The organism is Virgibacillus siamensis (genome assembly GCF_900162695.1).
GTDB classification, from domain to species: Bacteria; Bacillota; Bacilli; order Bacillales; family Amphibacillaceae; genus Lentibacillus; species Lentibacillus siamensis_A.
Genome location: NZ_FUIH01000007.1, coordinates 1378992 through 1395967, shown reverse-complemented (window position 1 = coordinate 1395967; position 16976 = coordinate 1378992). Strand labels below are relative to the sequence as shown.

19 protein-coding genes and 1 riboswitch are annotated in these 16976 nt (G+C 39.5%); of the genes, 18 read left to right on the top strand and 1 reads right to left on the bottom strand.

Going from position 1 to position 16976, the window contains the following annotated elements; genetic code table 11:
• The 14 genes from scpB to B1K71_RS10715 all read left to right on the top strand — a co-directional run bounded on the left by scpB (position 1) and on the right by B1K71_RS10715 (position 12981).
• Entirely contained in the window at positions 1 to 579 is a 579-nt protein-coding gene (scpB, locus tag B1K71_RS10780; RefSeq protein WP_077326772.1) for an SMC-Scp complex subunit ScpB, read from the top strand.
• 111 nt (positions 580 to 690) lie between these two features.
• Positions 691 to 1785 carry a D-alanyl-D-alanine carboxypeptidase family protein gene (locus B1K71_RS10775; protein WP_077326770.1) on the top strand — a complete coding sequence of 365 codons (1095 nt, stop codon included), beginning with the start codon at positions 691 to 693 and terminating at the stop codon, positions 1783 to 1785.
• A 1-nt stretch (position 1786) separates the two neighbouring features.
• Positions 1787 to 2371, top strand: coding sequence for a nucleoside recognition domain-containing protein (locus B1K71_RS10770; RefSeq protein ID WP_077326768.1), 585 nt, complete (start codon positions 1787 to 1789; stop codon positions 2369 to 2371).
• A 1-nt stretch (position 2372) separates the two neighbouring features.
• On the top strand, positions 2373 to 2903 hold the full coding sequence (locus B1K71_RS10765) for a spore maturation protein (protein ID WP_077326766.1): 531 nt from the start codon (positions 2373 to 2375) through the stop codon (positions 2901 to 2903).
• 102 nt (positions 2904 to 3005) lie between these two features.
• Entirely contained in the window at positions 3006 to 3722 is a 717-nt protein-coding gene (locus tag B1K71_RS10760; RefSeq protein ID WP_077330188.1) for a pseudouridine synthase, read from the top strand.
• A gap of 66 nt (positions 3723 to 3788) precedes the next feature.
• On the top strand, positions 3789 to 4361 hold the full coding sequence (gene resA, locus B1K71_RS10755) for a thiol-disulfide oxidoreductase ResA (RefSeq protein WP_077326764.1): 573 nt from the start codon (positions 3789 to 3791) through the stop codon (positions 4359 to 4361).
• 23 nt (positions 4362 to 4384) lie between these two features.
• Positions 4385 to 6028, top strand: a complete 1644-nt coding sequence (gene resB, locus B1K71_RS10750) for a cytochrome c biogenesis protein ResB (protein ID WP_077326762.1) — start codon at positions 4385 to 4387, stop codon at positions 6026 to 6028.
• 24 nt (positions 6029 to 6052) lie between these two features.
• Complete coding sequence (gene ccsB, locus B1K71_RS10745) at positions 6053 to 7249, top strand: c-type cytochrome biogenesis protein CcsB (RefSeq protein WP_077326760.1); 1197 nt, start codon at positions 6053 to 6055, stop codon at positions 7247 to 7249.
• 46 nt (positions 7250 to 7295) lie between these two features.
• Positions 7296 to 8009, top strand: a complete 714-nt coding sequence (locus B1K71_RS10740) for a response regulator transcription factor (RefSeq protein WP_077326758.1) — start codon at positions 7296 to 7298, stop codon at positions 8007 to 8009.
• Positions 8009 to 9766 carry an ATP-binding protein gene (locus B1K71_RS10735; RefSeq protein WP_077326756.1) on the top strand — a complete coding sequence of 586 codons (1758 nt, stop codon included), beginning with the start codon at positions 8009 to 8011 and terminating at the stop codon, positions 9764 to 9766. Before B1K71_RS10740 ends, B1K71_RS10735 begins: the two co-directional genes overlap by 1 nt.
• Positions 9767 to 9807: 41 nt before the next feature.
• Positions 9808 to 9989, top strand: a riboswitch (cobalamin riboswitch).
• 174 nt (positions 9990 to 10163) lie between these two features.
• The gene (locus B1K71_RS10730; RefSeq protein ID WP_077326754.1) at positions 10164 to 10595 is read left to right on the top strand and encodes a DUF4430 domain-containing protein; all 432 of its coding nucleotides are present in this window, start codon (positions 10164 to 10166) and stop codon (positions 10593 to 10595) included.
• On the top strand, positions 10592 to 11107 hold the full coding sequence (locus B1K71_RS10725) for an ECF transporter S component (protein ID WP_077326752.1): 516 nt from the start codon (positions 10592 to 10594) through the stop codon (positions 11105 to 11107). The genes B1K71_RS10730 and B1K71_RS10725 overlap by 4 nt, the downstream gene beginning before the upstream one ends.
• A gap of 159 nt (positions 11108 to 11266) precedes the next feature.
• A complete protein-coding gene (locus B1K71_RS10720) occupies positions 11267 to 11803 on the top strand; it encodes an RNA polymerase sigma factor SigX (protein WP_077326750.1) in 537 nt (178 codons plus the stop codon).
• The gene (locus B1K71_RS10715) at positions 11800 to 12981 is read left to right on the top strand and encodes a hypothetical protein (RefSeq protein WP_077326748.1); all 1182 of its coding nucleotides are present in this window, start codon (positions 11800 to 11802) and stop codon (positions 12979 to 12981) included. The genes B1K71_RS10720 and B1K71_RS10715 overlap by 4 nt, the downstream gene beginning before the upstream one ends.
• A gap of 67 nt (positions 12982 to 13048) precedes the next feature.
• On the opposite strand, the gene B1K71_RS10710 is transcribed toward B1K71_RS10715, so the two are convergent.
• The gene (locus B1K71_RS10710) at positions 13049 to 13303 is read right to left on the bottom strand and encodes a ferredoxin (protein WP_077326746.1); all 255 of its coding nucleotides are present in this window, start codon (positions 13301 to 13303) and stop codon (positions 13049 to 13051) included.
• A 143-nt stretch (positions 13304 to 13446) separates the two neighbouring features.
• On the opposite strand from B1K71_RS10710, the gene B1K71_RS10705 reads away from it, so the two are divergent.
• Genes B1K71_RS10705 through B1K71_RS10690 form a run of 4 tightly spaced genes read left to right on the top strand, consistent with a single transcriptional unit; the run spans position 13447 to position 16963 of the window.
• The gene (locus B1K71_RS10705; RefSeq protein WP_077326744.1) at positions 13447 to 14496 is read left to right on the top strand and encodes a helix-turn-helix domain-containing protein; all 1050 of its coding nucleotides are present in this window, start codon (positions 13447 to 13449) and stop codon (positions 14494 to 14496) included.
• The gene (locus B1K71_RS10700) at positions 14496 to 16052 is read left to right on the top strand and encodes a RecQ family ATP-dependent DNA helicase (protein ID WP_077326742.1); all 1557 of its coding nucleotides are present in this window, start codon (positions 14496 to 14498) and stop codon (positions 16050 to 16052) included. The genes B1K71_RS10705 and B1K71_RS10700 overlap by 1 nt, the downstream gene beginning before the upstream one ends.
• A complete protein-coding gene (locus B1K71_RS10695) occupies positions 16036 to 16623 on the top strand; it encodes a CPBP family intramembrane glutamic endopeptidase (protein ID WP_077326740.1) in 588 nt (195 codons plus the stop codon). The genes B1K71_RS10700 and B1K71_RS10695 overlap by 17 nt, the downstream gene beginning before the upstream one ends.
• Positions 16616 to 16963, top strand: a complete 348-nt coding sequence (locus B1K71_RS10690) for a hypothetical protein (protein WP_077326738.1) — start codon at positions 16616 to 16618, stop codon at positions 16961 to 16963. The genes B1K71_RS10695 and B1K71_RS10690 overlap by 8 nt, the downstream gene beginning before the upstream one ends.
• Positions 16964 to 16976: the final 13 nt, after the last annotated feature.

Genomic DNA, 16976 nt, shown 5'->3' with positions numbered 1-16976 from the left:
TTGGAATTAAATGAATTGAAGGCTATTATTGAAGGATTGTTATTTGCGAGTGGGGATGAAGGGATTTCCAAAAAGCAATTATCAACAATCCTTGAAATAACGGAAACAACTGTAAGCCATACCCTTGATGAATTGAAATCTGATTATGATTGTACAGACCGGGGGATCATGCTTATTCATTCACGGAATGCCTTCCATCTGACTACAAAACCGGAACACAGCAATTATTTCAGAAAATATCTGGAGTCCCCCCAGATATCAAAAATGTCTCAGGCAGCATTGGAGACACTTGCCATCATAGCGTATCGCCAGCCGATTACAAGAACTGAAATCGAAGAAATCCGCGGTGTTAAAAGTGATCGGCCGGTACAGACACTTGTTGCCAGGTCCTTGATTGAGGAAGTGGGAAGAAGAGAAGGCATTGGTCGTCCCATTCTTTTTGCTACAACAAAAGATTTTCTGACCTACTTTGGACTGACATCGCTGGAGGAACTTCCGCCGCTTCCGGAAAATGAAGATGAAGCTGAACAAGATGCTGATTTGTTTTTTGGAAAAATGCAGGATGACCTTAATACATGATCCGGACTCATGCAGTAAATTACATGCATGGGTCTTTTTTTGCTTAATGGCATATCTTGTTCCATGGCGCATAAACTGTACAGAATAGTATTCAATACGGAGGTTCCAAGTATGCGGCATATCTTTATTGCAATAAGCCTGATTATCAGTTTAATAGTTTTTCCGGCAATCGGACAAGCAAAACCAAGCGTTTCTGCCAACAATGCGGTGCTGATGGAGCAGTCTTCAGGCAGGGTATTATTTGCTAAAGCTGCACACGAAAAGCAGCCTATCGCGAGTATAACCAAAATTATGACCGCAATCATCGCAATTGAATCAGGTATGATGAACGAAACAGTTACTGTGAGCAAAAAATCGGTATATACAGAAGGATCCTCCATTTATTTGGAACAGGGAGAAAAAATAAAACTAAAGGATCTGGTTTACGGCCTTATGCTTCGCTCCGGGAATGATGCTGCTGTGGCAATCAGTGAGCATGTCGGCGGAAGTGTTGAAGGATTCGTTCACATGATGAATAAAAAAGCAAAATGGATTGGTATGACGAACACTTCGTTTGCAAATCCACACGGGCTGGATGCGGACAATCATTATTCGACTGCATATGATATGGCTCTGCTAATGCGTTACGCCATGAAAAACAAGCAGTTTCGGAAAATTACCGGGACAACATCCTTTCAATCAGAAAACAGGTCATACTCGTGGATGAACAAAAATAAATTATTAACCAAATTATATAAATATTGTACAGGGGGAAAAACGGGATATACGCAAGTTGCAGGAAGGACGCTCGTATCAACAGCTAAAAAGAACAAAATGGATCTTATTGCAGTGACGCTGAATGGACCGGATGACTGGCAGGATCATATTTCGTTGTTTGAATGGGGATTTGACAAGTTTGACATGAAAACGATTGGAAATAAAGGGAAGGTCGAATATAATCTCGATGACGCTTCGGAGAGTACGATCGGTTATTTGCACCATGATATTACGTATCCATTAAACTACAACGAATTGCAATCTTTAGAAAGTAAATCATTTATTCTAAAAGACGCAACTGATGTTTCTACAGATATAATCGGAAAAACCATTTATTTTATCGATTCAGTGCCTGTACTTGAAACACCCATTTATGCAGAAAAAAAACGTGAGACAAGTTTCCTGTCATCTTTGAATAAAGTGTATAAACAGCTAATGGGGCTGTATTAATATGGTAAATCTGATATGGGCTGCGATGGCCGGAATTGGGATAATTTATGCAATGTTTAATGGAACGATGGAAGAGGTCAATAAAGCTTTGTTTGAAAGTGCAAATGAGGCAGTAACCTTATCGATTGGGCTAATTAGTGTCCTTGTATTTTGGCTTGGGATAATGAAGGTCGCTGAAAAAGCAGGAATCCTGAAAGTATTAATTAAGGCGTTCAGACCATTTGTTGCACGCATCTTTCCAGACATACCCAAAGACCACCCTGCAATGGGATACATTCTGTCAAATTTCACCGCCAATATTTTTGGTCTGGGAAATGCTGCAACACCGATGGGCATCAAAGCAATGGAACAAATGAAGGAATTGAGCGGCACAAATACAGCATCACGCTCCATGATAACTTTTCTTGCATTGAATACATCAAGTCTCACCTTAATACCAACCACAGTGATTGCCATCCGAATGCAATATAAATCGGTTGCCCCGACTGAAATTGTTGGTACAACGATCATAGCGACAATCATTTCTTCCCTAAGTGCATTATTAATAGACCGGTTTTTTTACTATAGAAGTATCAGGAGGAAATAAAATGGGAGTGATAACTTCAATCAGTACATGGCTGATTCCTTGTTTTATATTGGTTGTGTTGGTTGTTGCAACCTGGAAAAAGGTCCCAACCTATGAAATGTTCGTTGAAGGAGGAAAAGAAGGTGTCAAAATGGCATTTTCTTTACTTCCTTTTTTAGTAGGGATGATTGTATCCATTTCAATCTTGCGGAGTTCCGGTGCTTTGGAAGCCTTAATAGGAATCATATCCCCCCTGCTTATCCAAATAGGTGTCCCTCCCGATATTGTACCGTTAGCAATTGTCAGACCGATATCCGGGACTGCTGCACTTGGAATGACAACAGAATTAATCAGCACACATGGACCTGATTCATTTATCGGTCGCCTGGCTTCCACGATGCAAGGAAGTACAGATACAACCCTCTATATTCTAACCGTTTATTTCGGCGCTGTCGGAATCCGAAAAATGGGATATGCCCTAAAGGTTGGACTACTAGCTGACTTAGTTGGTATAATTGCCTCGATTATCATTGTTACAATAATATTTGGATAAGTACTATGATTAGCGTTAACATGTGGTTAACGCTATTATTATGTTTGATGGTAAAATACAGTTGCTGCGAAATGCAAATACTACAGGAGTTTGGTGATGAAGATGGAACGATTACAAAAGGTGATTGCGCAGAGCGGGGTCACTTCCCGAAGAAAAGCCGAAAAACTTATTATGGAAGGAAAAGTTAAGGTCAATAATAAAGTTGTAACAGAGCTCGGGACAAAAGTTTCCGGAAATGATGAGGTTGAGGTAAATGGTGTAAAGCTGGAGAAGGAAGCTCCGGTTTACTATATGTTCTACAAACCAAGAGGCGTTATTTCCAGTTTAAGAGATGATAAAGGCAGAAAAGTCGTGATGGATTTTCTAAAGGAAGTGCCGGAACGAATTTATCCGGTTGGCAGGCTGGATTACGATACATCCGGAATATTACTGCTTACGAATGATGGCGAGTTTGCCAACTTGCTGATGCATCCCAGTCATGGCGTTGAAAAGGTATACGTATGTAAAGTAAAGGGAATACCTGATAAACAGGATTTAGCCAAGTTAAAAAAAGGTGTTAAATCTGATGGCGAGTTGTTAAGGGCAGTTGGTTATAAAATTATGCGTGTCGAAAGAAAAAAGAATACAATGTTATTGGAAATAACACTGAATGAAGGAAAAAACAGACATATCAGGCGCATGATGGAGGAGATAGGCTTTCCGGTTTCCAAATTAAAACGTGAGAAGTATGGATTGCTTACATTGGAAGGTATGCAGCCCGGTGATTTCCGTCCACTGAATCCGAAAGAAGTAAAAAAAATGCGTCAAGTATCACGATGAATTGTTAAAGAATAGTCAAATTTGCCAATATGCAAGCATGGTATACTTGCATAGGGAGTGAAGAAGATGAAGATGGAGCAGCGAATAGAAGGCAAAAAAGCAAAAAAGCGCAACCGGCTGATTTTTCGATCAATTGTATTGGCCGTACTCCTGATTGCATTGATATACGCGTTGGTATCCAATCTGACAAAGGAAGACACCAAGGTTGATATAGGTGATGATGCGCCGGACTTTGTGCTTAATCAGATAAATAAAGATAATCAAAAAGATTCCATTCAGCTTAGTGACTTGGAAGGCAAAGGTGTGATGCTGAATTTTTGGGGGACATGGTGTAAACCCTGTGAAGCGGAAATGCCGTTTATGCAAAAGTTATACCCTGAATATAAGAAGAAGGGTGTTGAAATTGTAACAATAAACTTGGATGCCAATAAATTTGTCGTTCATCGGTTTATTGATAAATATGATTTAACCTTCCCGGTATTATACGACTCCAAGGACCAGGTGATGAACCTTTATAATGTTGGACCGATTCCAAGTTCATTTTTCATTAGTCCGGAAGGGGAGATTATTGAGGTTGTTGAAGGTGCATTAACGCTTGATAAACTGGAAGATCATTTGAAAGAGATTCAACCGGAGTAACATCATTAATGTGAGGGATAATTATGAACAACATAAAGTGTGAATGCGGACATGTGAATCCGGAAGGTACCGTGCTTTGTGAAGCCTGCGGTAAACCGATTGAAGGTAATCAGCATATTGACGGAAATGATCAAAAAAAATTGCTGAATATGCGATATGACGGCAGTGCCCGCAGATCACAGACTTATAATAAATCAATTGTCGATAAAACCTGGAATTTCTTTTCTTCTGTAAAAGTGGGAGTCTGGTTAATTGTTCTTGCACTGGTAGCTTCGGCACTCGGCACCATTTTTCCGCAGGAGATGTATATTCCGGCAAGCGCGGAGTCAAGAGATCCTTCCATATATTACGAACAGACATATGGTATACTGGGTCAAATATATTATCAGCTGGGATTTCATAATTTGTACAGTTCCGCATGGTATCTGATTCTAATTGCTTTAATTGGAATCTCATTGGTGATTTGCAGCATTGACAGGTTTGTTCCTTTATATAAGGCATTAAAAATTCAAAAAGCAAAACGGCACGAAACATTTTTAAGCAGACAGCGCCTGTTCAGCAAGACAGATCACGTGAGTGCGGAAGAAAAGGATCAGCTTGTTAACGCAATGAAAGATAAACGTTACAAAGTACGAAATGAAGATGGACATATTTTGGCCGAAAAGGGGAGATTTTCCCGCTGGGGTCCATATGTCAACCATATTGGTCTCATTATTATTCTAATTGCAGCTTTACTGCGGATGACCACGCCGATGTATTTGGATGAATATGTCTGGGTCAGGGAAGGTGAACAGACTGTTATCCCGGGAACGGACGGGGAATATTACATAAAGAATAAAGATTTCATCCTTGAGACATATTCCGAGGACAATGAGAAATTTAAGGCAGCATTGAAAAAAGAAGGACAGGTCGTGAAGAATTACCAAACCAATGCAGTTGTTTACAAAGAGGCGGAAAATTCCATTCCCGGTTCTGAACAGAAATTGAATAAAGTGGCGGAAGGTAAAATCCGAATGAATCACCCGCTGAAATTTGACGGATACACTTTATACCAGGCCGGCTATCAACGAAATGAATTCACGGAAATGACCTTTAAAATTCACAAAAAAAATGATCCAAAAGAAAAATCACTTGGCAATATTACGATTGATTTAACTTCACCAAAGAAGGAGTATAAACTGGATAATGGTTTCCGGGTAGTTATGGACCAATATTATCCTGACTACTATTTGGATAATGGTGAACCAAAATCCAAAACAAAATATCCGCGAAATCCGGCATTCGTATTTTTCATTTACCCTCCAGGAAGTGAAAAGGCAGAAGTAAGTTTTGTCGGCATCGGCAAAAATGTGGATCCAAGTAAAAATAATGATTATAAACTTGGAATACAAGACTTTCAGATGCGTGATGTCAGCGGACTGACCGTACGGCGTGATTATACGCTGCCGCTATTTATTATTGGAGCTGTTATTTTTATGATTGGTGTCATACAAGGTATGTATTGGCAGCATCGACGAATTTGGATTCGTCCGAAAGATGAAGGGATATTGATGGCGGCCCATACGAATAAAAACTGGTACGGTATCAAAAAGGATATTGAAGGCATCATCGATGGAACCAATGTCAAAATGACAGAAGACCAGCAGGAACTGGAAGAACTATCCTAATATGCCAGTAAGAGGAGGATACAGATGGAAACATTGCTTAATATAAGTAATATATCGCTATACACGGCATTTGTCCTTTATCTGATTGCCACACTTTTCTTTGGGGCAACAATCAAAGGAAAAAAAGCGGCTGATGATTCAAAAAAGGGTAAAGCTGGAACTATAGGGATTACCTTTACAATCATAGGTTTTGCTTCACAATTAGTCTACTTTATTACAAGATGGGTTGTCAGTGGACATGTTCCAGTGAGCAATCTGTTTGAGTTTATGACGTTTTTCGGGATGGGGCTTGTACTGGCTTTTATCATTATATATTTTATTTACCGATTGCCGGTGCTGGGAGTATTTGCGCTTCCAATTGCACTCACAGTACTCGGTTTTGCCAGTATGTTCCCAAGCGAAATTTCACCTCTTGTGGCATCATTACGGCATTGGATGCTTTATGTTCACGTAACAACGGTGGCTTTGGGTGAAGCGATTCTCTCCATCAGTTTCGTTGCCGGGCTGATTTATTTGATCCGGCAAATCGATCAGACAAAAGCGACTAAACGGACAGCATGGCTTGAAGTGATTCTGTTTTCCATATTTGTATTGATTGGATTTAGTGTTATCTCTGTTACATTCAGTTCAATCGGCTATGAAGCTCAGTTCGAATATACAAAAGATGGTGCTACATTAACGGCAGATTATCCGCTTCCGGCAATCGCAGGTCCGCATGAGGGAAAACTCGTCACGGAAGGCACTATGGAACCATGGTTTGAAACGCCCGAATGGATGCGCGGAGCAGATGCTGCACGGAAATTTAATACAGTTATCTGGTCAATTTTTACCGGATTTGTTATCTATATACTTGCTCGTTTAATTACCCGTAAACGTATCGGAGCAGCGATTCAACCACTCTTGAAAAAGGTAAAACCGGATTTACTGGATGAAGTTTCTTACCGCGCTGTTGCCATTGGGTTTCCGGTTTTCACACTGGGCGGATTAATATTTGCATCCATCTGGGCCCAAATTGCCTGGGATCGATTCTGGGGATGGGATCCGAAAGAAGTGTGGGCATTAGTAACCTGGTTTTTCTATGCAGCTTTTCTGCATTTGCGGCTGTCAAGAGGATGGCATGGTGAAAAATCTGCCTGGCTCGCAGTTGGCGGGTTCGCCATTATCATGTTTAATCTGGTAGCAGTAAATCTTGTCCTTGCCGGTTTGCATTCCTATGCATAGGTTTGCATTGTAGCTTACAATCAGTAATTTATTGGAGGGGAAGTTCATGGAAACAAATGCCAGGGTATTGGTTGTTGATGATGAAGAAAGGATTCGTCGTTTAATTAAGATGTATCTGGAAAAAGAAGATTTCATGGTTGAAGAGGCTGAAAACGGTTCTGAAGCATTGCAGCAGGCACTTGAAAATGATTACGATGTTATTTTACTCGATATAATGATGCCTGAAATGGATGGAATCAAAGTGACAGAGGAATTGCGAAAGGAAAAATCCACACCAATTATTATGTTGACAGCGAAAGGCGAGGAAGCCAATCGCGTTCAGGGATTTGAGGTAGGTACGGATGATTATATTGTAAAACCATTCAGTCCACGGGAAGTTGTGCTGCGTGTGAAAGCATTGTTAAGACGGGTTTCATCGGGCGATTTCCGTGATGGTGCACCAACCAAAAATTTATTGGTATTTCCACATCTGACGATTGATCATGATGCCCATCGGGTAACAGCTGATGGAAAGGAAGTTGCTCTGACACCGAAGGAATATGAACTGCTTTGTTTCCTGGCCAAGTCTCCTGATAAAGTATTTAACCGTGAACTCTTGTTGAAAGAAGTATGGGAGTATGAATTCTTTGGGGACTTGCGAACAGTAGATACACACGTGAAACGCTTAAGAGAAAAGCTGAATAATGTATCCGCAGACGCCGCAAAAATGATTGTCACTGTATGGGGTGTCGGATATAAATTTGAGGTAGATGATGTCTGATGTTTTGGCGGAGTGTAGTTGGGAAACTGGCAATAACTATTTTATTGCTGGTTTCTTTTGTATTATTTATTTTAACAATCTTACTTTTGGAGTTTTTTGAGAATTTTCATGTGGAAGAGGCAGAAAATGAAATGATGCAAACGGCAACAAAAGTAAGACAGATGATTGAGCAATATGATGATCGGAAATTAGCTTATACGACGACTGAACGGATAAAAGATCCGGCCACACATATTGCAGTTGTCTACGGAGACGGTGATTTTTGGGCATCACAGAGTATCGATAATCTTCATGAGCTTGATGAAGCCTGGTATCGAAATAAGGAATCTTTAAAAGCTGTTTTTAATAAAGGACAAAATGTAAAGAAGCAGATGCGACTCCCGAAAACGCAGGAACAAGTCATGCTTGTCGGAACACCAATTCATAATAATGGGGCTGTATTTGTCTATCAGTCACTAGATGTTGTCAATAAAACCAAAGCAGAGACAACAAAAATCATTTTGCTGGCGGCAGGGATTGCGATTATTTTGACAACGATATTTGCTTTCTTTCTGTCCACGAGAATTACTTCACCACTGATCAAAATGCGGGAAGCTGCCTTTGATCTGACCAGAGGTGAATTTAATACAAAAGTGCCAATCCTGACACATGACGAAATAGGTGAACTTGCGGTTGCGTTTAATCGGATGGGACGTCAACTGAAGTTCCATATTAATGCCTTAAGGCAGGAGAAAGAGCAATTGTCGGGAATCGTGAGTTCAATGGCAGATGGTGTCATCACATTAAACCGGAATGGCGATATGCTTGTATCTAATCCTCCTGCAGACAGATTCATTGAAAATCTCTATTACAAAAATAATTTATCCTTAAGTGATGAAAATAACAAATTGCCAGATCCGTTGTTCGGAATCTTAGAAGAGGTTATTCAGGAGGAAAAAGAAGCAATCCATGAAATAAATATTCAAGGACGTACCTGGGTCATGATTATGACACCTTTGTATGATCAGTCTTATGTACGCGGGGCAGTCGCTGTAATCCGGGATATGACAGAAGAGCGCCGGTTGGATAAACTGCGTGAAGATTTTATCGCCAATGTTTCGCATGAATTACGTACACCAATCTCCATGCTGCAAGGGTATAGTGAGGCAATTGTTGATAATGTTGCCGAAAGCGGAGAAGAAAAGAATGAGCTTGCGCAAATTATTTACGAAGAATCCTTGAGAATGGGTAGGCTGGTCAACGAATTACTTGATCTTGCCCGAATGGAAGCCGGCCAGATTCATCTTAACTTGGAAAAGGTCGAATTGGATTCGTATGTGGAGCGAATCGTTAAAAAATTTGCCGGCCTTGCAAACGATAATAAGGTAAACCTGGAATTGAATAAGAAATTAACTAAAAATAAAATTGAAATTGACCCGGACCGTATTGAACAGGTCTTTACCAATCTGATTGACAACGCAATCCGGCATACGGGTGAAGGCGGTAACGTTACGGTAACGGTTGAAACCAATACGGATGAATTGACAGTATCCATTTCGGATGATGGAAGCGGCATTCCTGAAGAAGACCTTCCATTTGTATTTGAACGATTTTACAAAGCGGACAAATCCCGTGTCCGAAATTCTAAAAAGAAGGGTACAGGGCTTGGATTGGCAATAGCTAAAAATATTATGGACGCCCATCATGGAACAATCACCGTGAACAGTATTGACAAAGAAGGTACAACATTTGTCTTTAAACTTCCGTTGAAAGATTGAATCTGTACAGGATTGGTATTTATGATATAATAACTGCAGTTGAATACTAGAAGGTTTTTGGTGTTATTACTTAATAGGGAATTCAGTGAAAAGCTGAAACTGTCCTCGCAACTGTAAGTGATAAACGAAATAAGCATAATCCACTGTATGATTTTCATATGGGAAGGGCTTAGAGTAGGAAATGATCACAAGTCAGTAGACCTGCCAAACAACCTGCCGTTTCAATGCTTCGAGGATTTGAGCGATTGGGACAACCGGATACATGTCTATGGTTCGATTGTCTGTAAAGCTGATTCCTGGAACAGGATCAGCTTTTTTAGTGTAATTTTTGAACGCTGGGATAAGGTTCTATCGTCTCATTCCCCCTCAATAATAAGGAACTGGAGGAATAGGAACAATGCGCAAGTGGTTTTTAGGTTTGGCATCACTCTTATTGGTATTGGGTGTACTCGTCGGCTGTGGGACTGATAGTGAACAATCAGCGAAACAGAGTAGTCAAGGTGCGGATTCCACGGAGAATCAGAATGCTGCTGAACAAAAAGAAGATAGCGTTACAATAGTTCTTTCCCAAAATAACGGGGAGAAACAGATTGCAAAAAAAGAAGTTACAATTGAAAAAGGAACAACTTTAATGTCAGTTATGGAAAAGAACTTTGAACTGGAAACATCCCACAATGGTGGATTTATTACAGCGATTGAAGGTGTTTCACAGGATAAGGGAAAGACCGCATGGATGTTTAAAGTTAACGGTGAAAATGCAAAAGTAGGAGCGAAAGATCTCAAATTATCACCGGGTGATCAAATAACATTTGATCTGCATGCATATTGAACACATATAAACTAACACTGTTGGCTGTACTTTCTGCACTTGCAGTTGTGGGCAGATATATTTTTGCATTTCTTCCAAATGTACAGCCTGTTACTTCACTCATTATTATATGTGGATTGCTGCTTGGACCACTGGCAGCAATTATTATGGCAATACTAACCACTTTTTTGTCCAATATGCTGTTAGGGATGGGGATCTGGTCAATTTGGCAGATAGTTTCATGGGGACTCATCGGTTTATTAAGTGGAATTCTTGGAAAGTACCCAAGAAAACTTCCCTTTTGGTTTATCGTTATCTTTTCTATATTCAGCGGTTTTTTATATGGTTTTATTATTTCATTGATGACATATTCCATTGCGGGAGAATTTTGGCCGTATTACCTTGCTGGACTACCGTTTTCCGTTAATCATGCGGTTGGAAATGCAATTTTTATGGTTGTTTTTTATCCAATTGTTTCACACTTGTTTAAAACATACGCGAAAAAACATTTTTATTTACAAAACACCAGCTGAAACTGGTGTTTTTATCTTTTTATAGTGAGAATTTAGATCCGTTTATTCATAATATTTTCCTGAAATTCTCTTTCACTTTTACATTATTTCCAATATAGTTAAAATAAGCTGTAACCTTTGATCGGTAAAAACGACTGATTAACTGAACGGAGGATCATTATGAAGGCCGTTTTTGAGCGATTGTACAATGAGTACCATCATGATTTGTATCAATTCATTTTTTACATGGTGAAAGATAAGGAAGTATGTGAAGATCTCGTGCAGGAAGTCTATATAAAAGTTTTAAAATCCTACAGTACATTTAAAGGAAACAGCAACGAAAAAACGTGGCTATTTTCCATTGCGCGTCATGTCACGATGGATTTTTTCCGAAAGCGAAAACGAAAACGCGGCCGAATCGCTGAGTATTTTGATTGGGGATCAAATGGAGAGTTCATACAAGATAAAAACATGCTTCCTGACGAAATAGCAGAGCGTAATGAAGAAATAAAACGGGTCTATTACCATTTAGATAAGTGCAGTCAGGATCAGAAAAGTGTTTTGATTCTTCGCTACATACAATCATTCTCAATAGAAGAAACCGCTGAAATTCTAAGTTTCAGTGTCAGTAAAGTGAAAACCGTGCAGCATCGCGGCATCAAACGTCTTAAGAAATGGATGTCCGAGGAGAATCAGAAGGGAGGGGATGTATCATGAAATCCCGTGACAACGATGACAAACAAATTACTGATTCACTAAAAAAGATGCCCGGAATTAAGAACAATTGGGACAAAGATGAACTGTACAGGAAGATCTCCTCCCGGCTAAATGAGAATACGGGCAGACAGACGTCGCGAAATGGAAAATTAATTCCTTTGTTCAGTGTCCTGATGGTATTGGCAATTGTCCTTATCAGCGTACCAATATTACTGGAGAAAAATCATCTATCGACCAACAGTCTTCATGAACAGTCTCACCCGGAAATAAGTGTTTCTGACAAACAACAGGGTGCGGCAAATAATCAATCAGGCAAACAGGAAAGCGCCAGTACAACACAACACCAGGCAAATACTCTCAGAAAAGATAAAGCTTTTCAATCTCATGTTATTACCAGCACTACTGATTCTGAAACGATTGTACGCGGGGCTATTGCAGATAAACAGGCACAGTTCATTATACCTGTAACGTTTATTTTTCCTGAAACTATTAGTGCCGATCAACGGTATCAATTAATGGATGATTATTTGACAGGAAAACTGGTTAAAGCAGGTACGTATATGCTGCATGATGCAACATTTCAGGTCAACCCATCCAAAAGTACTGTTGTGTTAAACATGCCGGATTCTTTTTCAATTCAATCAAGTACAGAGGCAAACATGTTCACAAGAACGATCCAGACAATGTTTGGTACGAATGGAATTGAGAAAGCAGTATTTACACAAAAAATCAGTCTCGGTCCAATCGGTACTGTAAAAGAATTGAAAGTAAGCCAGGAACGAAAAGCAGCCTACAAACTGTATAAACCCGGGCATTCCGGGCGAAGCTTTTTGGTACCGGTTACGTTGGATAAAGGGAATGGAATTAAAAGCGCGATAAACAAAATGAAACAAAACCGGAAAAAATTTAATATATATAGTACAATTCCAGATGTTGTGGAAGTCAGTGTTCAAGGAAATAACAGGGTGCTAGAGGTGACATTTTCCGGGGATTTAAAGCAAAATCAGGAAAATTTGACGATGATTGAAGCAATCCTAATGACTGCCGGAAGTTATGGATTTGAGCAAGTACAATTTCAGAATACCGGAATTCAATTGCTTGGGGTATACAACTTATCTGAACCGATTAACGTTCCCACGGGGGCAAATCCTGTCAAAATAAAGCACAGTGTTAGGTGACACTGTGCTTTATTTTGGCTTTATATAGCTTGTATAGTGTGATATTGTAAGGGTAGATTAATGGTGTTTAATCTTCTTCATATTTTAATGGGTCACCGTCAAATGGTTTATTTGAAACTTTGATGGAATCTGTTGGACAACCTTCGTGAGCATCGAGCATATCGTCTTCCAGTGCTTCAGGAACTGTTTTACTTCCATTATTATGATCCAATATTACATAAGCGATACTTTCGTCATCATAGTCAAAAACATCCGGTGCTGCTGCACCACAAGCCCCACAGGCAATACATGTCTCCTGATCCACTATTGTATACTTCGGCATACAATATTCCTCCTAATAAAACTATAAGTCTATTTTAGAGCGGTTTGTAAGTCATTTCAACTATAGGATGTCATGATAATATAAGAAACAGAATGATACTTCAATTGCTATTAATTGTCTAAAACGTGAAAGGGGAATGGAGAATGCTGTTTGAAAACATGATTCTCATATGCAGCAGCCAATTTCGGGATAAGCGAACCACTTCAGCAATTTATCACCTGTTGAAAGGAAGAAGATCGATTCAGACTCAGCAGGATGCCTTTTTGTACGAACTTGATAAATTCTATGGAGTTTATAAACATCTCCCTAAATATTCGTTTGATGATACCATTCAAAAAATGCAGAAACAGGGCTATTTGCAACAGACTGGTGATTCAGTAATTCCCGGTGAAAGAGGTGCTGTCATTATTGACAAGGCTAATCAATTCCCCCACTTGGATTACCTTAATGGAATGAATTATTTCAATTCAGATATTATATTCCGGCAGCGTTTATTGTTGCTCATCCAGACACTTACCAACAGTGTCCAACAGCATTTTACATTTATACCGATATTTGATAAACCGGAAATAACCAATTGGGTTAAACGTTACTATCAGCACATGAAACCAAAACAGAAAGCCGTACTGCAGGTTCTTCACAATGAACTGCGTGAATTGCTGGAAGGGTTTCCGGAAAAAGATGCCCAACTTTTTGTTGATTGTATAACAGGCTATGAATATTATGGGATGAGCAGTCATCAGTTGGCAATTCATCATGATCTGGATACGTATGATGTTCCGCTTTTACTGACAGCAATCACGCACCGTATGCTTGAGGTATTGCATCGGAATTCAGGTGAATTTCCTGTCCTATTTTCTATTCTAAAAGATTTGAAAAACGATCATAGGCTTTCGCAATCCGCTGCAAAAACATTCATCCTTTTGCAAGAAGGATACGATTCTGCCGAAATAGCCAGTATGCGGAATTTAAAAATAAACACCATTTATGATCATATTGTGGAAATAAGTCTATATCGTGTAGAATTCCCAATTGAACCATATGTTTCAACTGCTCAGCAGAGTGAAATCATTACAGCAATCAGAAGTGTTCAAAGTTTTAAGCTGAAAGATATTAAAAGTAAAGTTGAGGATAGCATCAGCTATTTCCAAATACGACTTGTATTAGCGGCAAACAAACAAGGAATAAGGTGATGAATTTGACCAGTCAGGCAACTTTGGATGATAAACTGAAAACGCAATTCCGAATCAATTCATTTCGCCCGGGGCAAAAAGAGATCATTGAAGACGTGCTTCAGGGTAAAGATGTACTGGGAATCTTACCAACCGGATCCGGAAAATCATTATGCTATCAGCTTCCCGCGGCGGTAATGGGCGGGTTGACAATTGTTGTATCACCACTGATTTCGTTAATGCAGGATCAGGTAAAACAACTTAGGTCAAAAGGTTTCAAGCGAACAGCAGCATTAAACAGTTTCATGGAACCTCAAGAACGAAAACATGTGTTTCGGAATATCGATGCATTTCATTTAATATATATTTCACCTGAATTGTTGCAGCAGCGAAAGGTAATAGATCTGTTACGACAAGTGGAGATCAGTTTATTCGTGATTGACGAGGCACATTGCATTTCTCAGTGGGGTCACGATTTCAGACCGGATTATTTAAGACTTGGCAGAATCCTGGAACAACTAAAGAACCCCCCGGTACTTGCATTAAGTGCAACGGCAACGGAGGAAATTCAGCGTGATATAATTGCAGCATTAAATAGGGGGGCTATTACAAAACATATCCATCCCATTGACAAAAACAATATTACATTTTCAATTGAACACGTGAACGGGAATATCGAAAAAAAACAATTTTTGGCCGATCTGTTTAAGCGGTATCGTGTTCCAACCTTAATCTATTTCACGAGCAGAAGGATGACAGAAGAAACAGCACAATATCTGACCGAAGTGTTACCTTCCCATCGGATTGCATTTTACCATGGCGGGATGGATCAATCGGACCGGGTAACGATTCAGCAGCAATTTATGAATGATCAACTGGATATCATATGCTGTACCAGTGCATTTGGAATGGGAATCAACAAACATAACATCCGGCTGGTTATTCACTATCATTTACCGGTTCAGCTTGAATCCTACATTCAGGAAGTTGGCAGGGCAGGGCGGGACGGTGAACAAAGTATCGCTTTCCTTTTATATTCCAATGGTGATGAACAAATTCCGGAATCCATCATTGAAAGTGAACTCCCTTCATCTAATGCTCTGTCTGCAATCTTTCGGAGATTAACTGAATTGTGCAGTGTCACAACAGACCTGGCTAAAATTGAAGAACAGTTGACAATGGAATTTGAACTGAATGAAATTCAATGGCGTTTTTTGCACTATCAGTTTGAAAATCATGATATGATAAAGAAAAATAAATTAATTGTGGACAGCGAACAATGGAATGAAGCGAAACAACGGATTGACAAGCTGATTACAGAAAGAAAGCATGTAAAGGAACGGAAATTACGTGAAATCATGGGCTGGATTAATCAGCAAGAATGTTTGCGCAGGCATTTATACAAAAACTTTCAGGATACATATGAAAAGGTCGAAAGTATGTGCTGCAGTAATTGCGGATTTTCATTACGCGGTTGGGAACCGAAGCAGACCGCTCCTGCAGAAAGTACTCCAACCTGGCAAAAGAAATTAAGTGAAATACTTTTAAATGGAGAACATCATGACAAAGCAAAGTGAAATTATAACGCAGTTAACAGACAGAAAACTGAATAAGCAGCTTGTATTATCACAATTACTGATGCTGTTTGCGGGGTTTCTGTTAAGTGTATTTCTTTTTGATCAACTTGTTAATTGGCTTTTCCTGTTTACTATTGATATCGATGAAATCATCTACTATGGGGTGTTTTCAGGATTATTAATTGTTCTCTTTGATTTGGTTCTTATCAAAATTGTCCCAAGACGCTATTATGATGATGACGGTATTAACGAAAGAATCTTCAGCAACCGGTCAATAAAGGGAATTTTTATGCTGACATTGCTGGTGGCAATTTCTGAAGAGATTCTGTTTAGAGGGGTAATTCAGACAACATTCGGTTATTGGTTTGCCAGTATTTTATTCGCCTTAGTCCATATCAGGTACTTAAAAAAACCGGTTCTGCTTCTATCAGTACTGGCTGTCAGTTTTTATATTGGTAACATTTTTTTGCTTACCAACAATTTGTATGTCACGATAACGTCGCATTTTATAGTTGATTTTACATTGGGGATTGTAATCCGTTTTCAAAAGTGGGGTGCCGAAAGTGAATGACGAACATGAAAAAGAAGATGAACAGGCGAAAGAATTGAAAAGATTATTCAACGAGGTGCAAAACGGAGAGAGTAAGGCAGAAAAAACCGATGAAGTTCGTCCTGTTCGTGAAACGGGGGAGGTACGGGAAATTGACATATTAAATTTGCCGCCTCGTAAAGAAGTACATAGCAACACAAAACACCGTACAACCTTTAAAATCAACGGAGCATTGCTGCGGCTGATTATTGTCATACTACTGTTAATATTGGTTATAGCCGGAATGTATTATATGTGGGGTAATGATGTACTGGAAATTTTTAATCATTATGAGGCAACTATAAAAGGTGCCAAACCATGAAGGCACCTTTTCG

Excerpts from the sequence above, each read along its gene's own strand:
- B1K71_RS10760 (WP_077330188.1), top strand. The coding sequence starts at position 3,006 with ATGGAACGATTACAAAAGGTGATTGCGCAGAGCGGGGTCACTTCCCGA.
- B1K71_RS10715 (WP_077326748.1), top strand. The coding sequence starts at position 11,800 with ATGAAATCCCGTGACAACGATGACAAACAAATTACTGATTCACTAAAA.
- B1K71_RS10765 (WP_077326766.1), top strand. The coding sequence starts at position 2,373 with ATGGGAGTGATAACTTCAATCAGTACATGGCTGATTCCTTGTTTTATA.
- B1K71_RS10740 (WP_077326758.1), top strand. The coding sequence starts at position 7,296 with ATGGAAACAAATGCCAGGGTATTGGTTGTTGATGATGAAGAAAGGATT.
- B1K71_RS10720 (WP_077326750.1), top strand. The coding sequence starts at position 11,267 with ATGAAGGCCGTTTTTGAGCGATTGTACAATGAGTACCATCATGATTTG.
- B1K71_RS10730 (WP_077326754.1), top strand. The coding sequence starts at position 10,164 with ATGCGCAAGTGGTTTTTAGGTTTGGCATCACTCTTATTGGTATTGGGT.
- B1K71_RS10735 (WP_077326756.1), top strand. The coding sequence starts at position 8,009 with ATGTTTTGGCGGAGTGTAGTTGGGAAACTGGCAATAACTATTTTATTG.
- resB (WP_077326762.1), top strand. The coding sequence starts at position 4,385 with ATGAACAACATAAAGTGTGAATGCGGACATGTGAATCCGGAAGGTACC.
- B1K71_RS10700 (WP_077326742.1), top strand. The coding sequence starts at position 14,496 with ATGAATTTGACCAGTCAGGCAACTTTGGATGATAAACTGAAAACGCAA.
- B1K71_RS10710 (WP_077326746.1), bottom strand. The coding sequence starts at position 13,303 with ATGCCGAAGTATACAATAGTGGATCAGGAGACATGTATTGCCTGTGGG.
- resA (WP_077326764.1), top strand. The coding sequence starts at position 3,789 with ATGAAGATGGAGCAGCGAATAGAAGGCAAAAAAGCAAAAAAGCGCAAC.
- B1K71_RS10695 (WP_077326740.1), top strand. The coding sequence starts at position 16,036 with ATGACAAAGCAAAGTGAAATTATAACGCAGTTAACAGACAGAAAACTG.
- B1K71_RS10770 (WP_077326768.1), top strand. The coding sequence starts at position 1,787 with ATGGTAAATCTGATATGGGCTGCGATGGCCGGAATTGGGATAATTTAT.
- ccsB (WP_077326760.1), top strand. The coding sequence starts at position 6,053 with ATGGAAACATTGCTTAATATAAGTAATATATCGCTATACACGGCATTT.
- B1K71_RS10705 (WP_077326744.1), top strand. The coding sequence starts at position 13,447 with ATGCTGTTTGAAAACATGATTCTCATATGCAGCAGCCAATTTCGGGAT.
- B1K71_RS10775 (WP_077326770.1), top strand. The coding sequence starts at position 691 with ATGCGGCATATCTTTATTGCAATAAGCCTGATTATCAGTTTAATAGTT.